This is a genomic window from Kitasatospora sp. NPDC054795 (assembly GCF_053611565.1).
On the sequence record NZ_JBSHAP010000240.1, the window covers coordinates 1 to 6,046 of the forward strand.

At 74.8% G+C, this 6,046-nt stretch carries 4 protein-coding genes and 1 pseudogene; 1 reads left to right on the top strand and 4 read right to left on the bottom strand.

Going from position 1 to position 6,046, the window contains the following annotated elements; genetic code table 11:
* Positions 1-85: 85 nt before the first annotated feature.
* From ACWGJO_RS40605 to ACWGJO_RS40615, 3 genes are all read right to left on the bottom strand, one after another.
* Complete coding sequence (locus tag ACWGJO_RS40605; RefSeq protein WP_452190826.1) at positions 86-1,717, bottom strand: succinic semialdehyde dehydrogenase; 1,632 nt, start codon at positions 1,715-1,717, stop codon at positions 86-88.
* A gap of 96 nt (positions 1,718-1,813) precedes the next feature.
* Complete coding sequence (locus tag ACWGJO_RS40610; RefSeq protein ID WP_452190827.1) at positions 1,814-3,565, bottom strand: serine/threonine-protein kinase; 1,752 nt, start codon at positions 3,563-3,565, stop codon at positions 1,814-1,816.
* Positions 3,566-3,726: 161 nt separating this feature from the next.
* Entirely contained in the window at positions 3,727-4,842 is a 1,116-nt protein-coding gene (locus ACWGJO_RS40615) for a protein kinase domain-containing protein (RefSeq protein WP_452190828.1), read from the bottom strand.
* A gap of 56 nt (positions 4,843-4,898) precedes the next feature.
* Here ACWGJO_RS40615 and ACWGJO_RS40620 point away from each other — a divergent pair, with 56 nt between their 5' ends.
* Positions 4,899-5,429, top strand: a complete 531-nt coding sequence (locus ACWGJO_RS40620) for an SHOCT domain-containing protein (RefSeq protein WP_452190829.1) — start codon at positions 4,899-4,901, stop codon at positions 5,427-5,429.
* A 7-nt stretch (positions 5,430-5,436) separates the two neighbouring features.
* Here ACWGJO_RS40620 and ACWGJO_RS40625 read toward each other — a convergent pair.
* A pseudogene (locus tag ACWGJO_RS40625) lies at positions 5,437-6,046 on the bottom strand (hypothetical protein); the annotation flags it as partial.

Here is a 6,046-nt window from a genome sequence, read left to right on the forward strand (position 1 = left end):
CTGCGGGGCCCGGCCCGCCGCCCGGGCCCACGCGAAGCGGGCCCAGTGAAGCGGGCCCAGTGAAGCGGGCCCACGTGAAGCGGGCCTACTTGAAGCGCAGCGCCTTGAGCGCCCGCAGGCCGCCGGTCATCACCGCGGCGAACTGCTTGTCGTCCAGGCCGAACGAGGGCGCGATCGGCATCAGCCGCTGGGTCGCGATGGTCTGCGCCTCGGTGAAGCGCAGGATGCCCTCGGCGCCGTGCCGGCGGCCCAGCCCGGAGTCGCCCATCCCGCCCATCGGCGAGGCGATCGAGCCGTACGCGGCGGCGTACGCCTCGTTGACGTTGACCGTGCCGGTGCGCAGCCGGGCCGCGACCGTCCGGCCGCGCCGCAGGTCCCTGGTCCAGACGCTGGAGTTGAGGCCGTACGGCGTGGAGTTGGCGGCGGCCACCGCCTCCTCGTCGGTGTCGAAGCGGTAGACGGAGACGACCGGGCCGAAGGTCTCCTCGGCGCAGACCGCCATGTCCGGGGTGACGCCGTCGAGGATGGTCGGCTCGAAGAAGAACGGACCGAGGTCCGGCCGGGCCCGTCCGCCGGCCACCACGGTGGCGCCCGCCTTGACCGCCTCGTCGACGTGCCGGGTGGTGGTCTCCAGCTGGCGGACGGAGACCAGCGAGCCCATGTCGGCGCCGTACGCGAGGCCGCCGCCGAGGCGCAGCGCCCGGGTGCGGGCGGCGAAGCGCTCCAGGAACTCGTCGGCCACCGAGCGGTGCACCAGCAGCCGCTCGATCGAGATGCACAGCTGTCCGGCGGAGGAGAAGCAGGCCCGCACGGCGCCGGCGGCGGCCGCGTCGAGGTCGGCGTCGGCGAGCACCAGCATGGCGTTCTTCCCGCCGAGTTCGAGCGAGGCGCCGACCAGCCGGGCGGCGGCGCGCTGGGCGACGTCGCGGCCGGTACGGGTGGAGCCGGTGAACGAGACGTAGTCGGCGTGCTCCACCACGGCGGGGCCGATCACCGGGCCGTCGCCGATCACGATCTGCCACAGGTCGGCCGGCAGCCCGGCCTCGATCAGCAGCTCGCGGGCCCACAGCGCGGTCAGCGCGGTCTGGGTGTCGGGCTTGTTGACCACCGCGTTGCCGGCCACGAAGGCGGGCAGGGCGTCGCCGACGGACAGCTCCAGCGGGTAGTTCCACGGCGAGATGTGGCCGATCACGCCCTTGGGCCGGCGGGCCTCGACGGCCTGGGTGAGCACCGGCAGCGCGCCGCCGCGCCGCTTGTCCCGGAGGTACCCGTGCGCGGCCCGTCCGTAGTGCCGGGCGGCCATGGCGACGGCCAGCACCTCCTCGAAGGCGTGCAGCCGGGCCTTGCCGGTCTCCGCCTGGACGAGGTCCAGCACCTCGTCCTGCCGCTTGAGCAGCAGGTCGTGGAAGCGCAGCAGGACGGCGGCCCGGCGGCGCACCGGCAGCGCGGCCCAGGCGGCCTGGGCGCGGCGGGCCAGCTGGAAGGCGACCTCGACGTCGGCCGGGGTGGACTGCGGCAGGCTGGCCAGCCGCTCGCCGGTCAGCGGGGCGACGGTCTCCACCAGGTCGGGCTCGCCGGTGGCGGTGACGCCGGTCGCCAGCTTGGCGACCAGGGACGGCGGGACGGCCGCGGCGACGGTCCGCGCACCGCCGGGTGCCGCCGGATTGCCCGTGCCGGGGTGTTCGGTGGCCACTGCGTCTGCTGTGAGGTCCGACATACGGCGCAGCCTAGGCGTTCGGCGCCCGGTCCGGTACCCGTCGGTAACAAGAATCTGCCGCAGTCGGGTGAAAGCGGGCGCCTCGACCGGCCCCGGTCAGCGGGTCGGGGTGAAGCTGTTGAGCACGGCGTAGAAGCGCTGCTCGGCCTCGTTCCACTCGCTGCCCCGCTCCGGGCTGGACGAGTAGATCGCGTAGCTGGTGCCGTCCTGGCTGATGAACTCGGTCTCGATCGCGCGCCGGCGGCCGCCGTCCTTGGCCAGGTAGCTGAACTCCCAGACCGCCGCCTCCTGGCCCTTCACCGCCGTGCCGGCCATCCGGTGCTGCTTGTAGTCCTTGAGCGACTTGGAGACGCTGGTCTCCATCTGCCGCATGTGCTCCAGCGGCTTGACCGACTGGCCGACGGTGACGGCGAACTGGAGGTAGTGCACCTTGCCGTCGGGGCTGTAGAAGATCTGGTTGTCCCCGGCGCTGATCCGCTGCCAGGGCGGGGTGCCGTTCGGCAGCGGGAAGCGGAAGCCGGCCGGGTCGTCGACCCAGTGGTAGCCGCTGGGCGGGGCCACCGCGGGGGTGGCGTCACTGGTGGGTTCGGGCCCGGTGGACTCCGCGGCAGTCGGCGTCGGATCGTTGGGGCTGTCGCCGCCGACCACGTGCCGGGTGACGAGGAAGGTACCCGCGGCGGCCAGCAGGCCGACGGCCACCGCGATGCCGACGATCTTCAGCAGGCTGCGGCGCTTGGCCGGTCCCCGCTCGGGCGTGACGGAGTGCGGTACCGGCGCGACGGGCCCGGTGTGCGCCCGGGCAGCGGCCTGTGCGCCCCCGGCGGTGTCCGGTTCGGCGGGGACGACGGACGTTGCGGGAACGGCGGGTGCGGCGGCCTTCGGCTCGGTCGGCTCCTCGGAGCCCTCGGCCGGCTCCGCCTCGGGCACCGGGCCCTCGCTGCGGTCCACCACCGGCACCGACCGGGTGGGCGTGCGCACCGCCGCGACCGACTTCAGGCCCATCGTGTGCCCGGCCTGCACCTCGGCCAGCATCTTGGCCGCCTCGTCCGCGGTGGGCCGCTCGGCCGGGTCCTTGGCCATCAGCGCGGCCAGCACCGGCCCCAGCGGCCCGGCCCGCCGCGACTCCGGCAGCGGCTCGTCGACCACCGCGGCGAGCGTGCTGATCGGCGAATCCCGCCGGAACGGCGACTGGCCCTCGACCGCCGCGTACAGCGTCGCCCCGAGGCCCCACAGGTCGGAGGCCGGCCCGGGCCGCTCACCCTGGGCACGCTCCGGCGCCAGGTAGTCCGGCGACCCGACCAGGTCCCCCGGCCGGGTCAGCTCGGTCGAGCCCTCGTACTTCGCGATGCCGAAGTCCAGCAGCACCACCCGCCCGGTGCCGCGCTCCAGCAGCACGTTGGCCGGCTTCACGTCCCGGTGCAGCACGCCCAGCTGGTGGCCCCGGTGCAGCGCGGCCAGTACCTGGCTGCCGACCTCGGCGGCGGCGCGCGGCTGCAGGGTGCCGTCCTGGCTGATCACGTCGGCCAGCGAGCGGCCGTCGACCAGCTCCATCACGATCCACGGCCGGCCGTCCTGCTCCAGCACGTCGTGCACGGTGATCACACCGGGGTGCTTGATCCGCGCGGCCGCGCTGGCCTCGCGCTTCATCCGGGTGTGCAGGATCTGGAGGTCCTCCTCGGGCAGGTGGTTGACGGTCAGCTCCTTGACCGCGACCTCGCGGTCGAGCATCCGGTCCCAGGCCCGCCAGACGGTGCCCATGCCGCCCCGGCCGAGCCGCTCGCCGAGCTCGTACCGCCCGGCCAGCAACCGCTCCGCCTCGGCCGCCTCCGGCCGGTCCTGCACACCCATCTGCGCCCGCTCCCCCACACACTCCGCCAGCCGTCACAGCGACGGAGGGCCTGGTGCAGACCACTGTTCGAACAAATCCCACGCACACATTAGGCGCACCTTGCCGCCCCGGGTAATCATGCCCACCCGCTGAACCGCAGGACCGGAATCCCAGCGGACCGTCAGCCCGCGAACAGCACCACCGCGACAATTCCCAGCGCGAGCAGCGCGAACACTCCACCGACCAACAGCGGGCCCAATAGGGCCGGGGGTATCCGGGGCGGCTTCGCGCCGTTTCCTGCCCCGAAGTCCCCGCCGTTCCCGCCCTTTCGGGCACTCCTGCCGCCCCCGGGGCCCCCGGTCCTCCCGCCCCGCCGGCGGGGCTGCCCCGACACCGGCGGCGCCGGCACCGCGATCGCCGCCAGCCGCTCCTCGTCGACCGGCTCCGGCGCCCCCGCCAACAGCTCCGCCAGCTCCCCGCGCACCGCCTCCGCCGTCGGCCGCTGCACCGGATCGGCCTGCAACAGCCGCTCCACCAGCGGCCCGAGCGGCCCGCACACCACCGAGGGCTCGCGCTGCCCGTCCCGTACGGCCGTCACCAGCTCCGGCACGTTCCGCTCCGGGTACGGCGCGCGGCCGGTGACCATCCGCTGCACCAGCACCCCGAGCGCCCAGCAGTCGCCCGCCGGGCCGCCGTCCAGCGGCCAACGCTCCGCCACCGGACCGACCAGGGTCGCCCGTACCTCGTACCGGCGCCGCCCGGCCGGCCCGCCGAGCTCCTCGGCCAGCGCCTCCTGCGCCACCCCGGCGAGCAGTCCGCCGAGCATCGCCGCACCGTCCTCGCAGACCAGCACGGACTCCGCGGTCAGGTCGCCGTGGGTCAGCCCGGCCGCGTGCAGCGCCCGCAGCGCGCCCGCCAGGTCCGCCGCCAACTCGGCCGCCCGGTAGGGCGGCAGCGGCCCCTCGGCGAGCAGCTCGGCCACCGTCCACCCGGCCGGCCGCTCCTCCACCGTCCACAGCAGCTCGCCCTCGACGAACGCGCCGACCCCCCGCAGCAGCCGCGGGTGCGCGACCGGCGCGGCCGAACCGACCGCCGCCACCCGCCGCACCAGGCGGTCCGCCTGTGCCGCGGCGGCGTCCTCCGGATCCTGCCCCACCGTCAGCAGCCCCGGCAGCTCCAGGGCGCTCAGCAGCACCGATTCTCCGGTCCGCTCGTCCACCGCGTGGGCGCTCAGCGGTCCGGGACGGTCCGTCAGCCGGTACCGTCCCGCCAGCAACAGCTCGGGGCCGCCTCGCATGCCAGTTCCTCTCGCTCGCCGACCAGCCTACTGAGCGGCTCCCTTAGGCTCGATCCATGGACTGGACCGATCTGATCGACACCGCCCTCGAGGCGTCCGGGAACAGCAGCAAGGCCAACCAGGCCGAGGCCGTCCGCGCCGTGGAGGCGACCGTCATCGACGGCGAGAAACCGGTCGCCTCCACCGCCGGGCGCCACCCCGAGCACTTCCGCAAGGGAGTGCTCGTGCTGACCACCCATCGGCTCCTGTTCCTGAAGGACGGCAAGCCGCCGGTCCCGGTTCCGCTCGCCGCCGTCAGCGACGTCACCGTGACCCGCACCAAGCTCAACGGCGAAGTGCTCCTGGTGGTGGCGCTCACCGGCTCGCACCGCTTCGAGGACGTGGTCAAGGCCGAGTTCTTCGCCGAGCGGCTCCGGGCCGCCGCCCGCACCGCCCGCAACACCCCGAAGGCCCTGCCCGCCGCACCGGCCGGAGCCGCCACCGGCGAACAGCTCATCGGCCAGCTCGAACGGCTGGCCGCCCTGCGCACCTCCGGTGCCCTCACCGAGGACGAGTTCACCCGCGCCAAGCAGCGCCTGATCGGTTAGAGCCCGTCTACGGCGCGGGCTGGAAGCTGTTGAAGACGACGTCCCGGACCGGGGCCTGGGCGGCCCACTCGGCGTCCGGGACGATCCAGTAGATCGAGTACCCGTACTTGGCCGGGGTCCCGGTCACGAAGCCGCGGTTGAGCGAGTGCATTTTGGGCGTGCCGTTGGTCCACTCCCAGTCCGCGGCGTTGCTCCACTGCCGGTAGGTGATCGCCGCCAGGTTCAGCCGCTGGTAGTTGGTGACCTGCCCGCGGACACTCGGCTCCGACTCCTGCCAGTCGGCGACCGCGCTCGCGCCGGGCGACGTGGTCCACTCGATCCGCAGCTGGCTGCCGTCCGCCGCGTTCTTGAAGATCCGCCGGTTGGCGTCGGACGCCGTCGGCTGCAGACCGTCCGGCAGCACGACCGAGAAGCCGCTCGGGTCCTTGTACTCGTGGTACCCGGCCGGCACGCCCCCCGGCGTGGGCTGCGCCGGGGTCTGGACCGGTGCCGGGGGCTGCACGGGAGCCGCCGGCGCACCGGCCGACTGCACGGGCGCGTCCGGCGCCGCGGCCGGGTCGCCGGTCGGCTGCGGCGCGGGTCCGCCCGCCGGCGGCGCCGCCGCGCCCGGGCTCGGC

What these genes read in the sequence shown, in the direction of transcription:
- ACWGJO_RS40605 (WP_452190826.1), bottom strand. Translation starts at nt 1,717, where the DNA reads ATGTCGGACCTCACAGCAGACGCAGTGGCCACCGAACACCCCGGCACG.
- ACWGJO_RS40610 (WP_452190827.1), bottom strand. Translation starts at nt 3,565, where the DNA reads ATGGGTGTGCAGGACCGGCCGGAGGCGGCCGAGGCGGAGCGGTTGCTG.
- ACWGJO_RS40615 (WP_452190828.1), bottom strand. Translation starts at nt 4,842, where the DNA reads ATGCGAGGCGGCCCCGAGCTGTTGCTGGCGGGACGGTACCGGCTGACG.
- ACWGJO_RS40620 (WP_452190829.1), top strand. Translation starts at nt 4,899, where the DNA reads ATGGACTGGACCGATCTGATCGACACCGCCCTCGAGGCGTCCGGGAAC.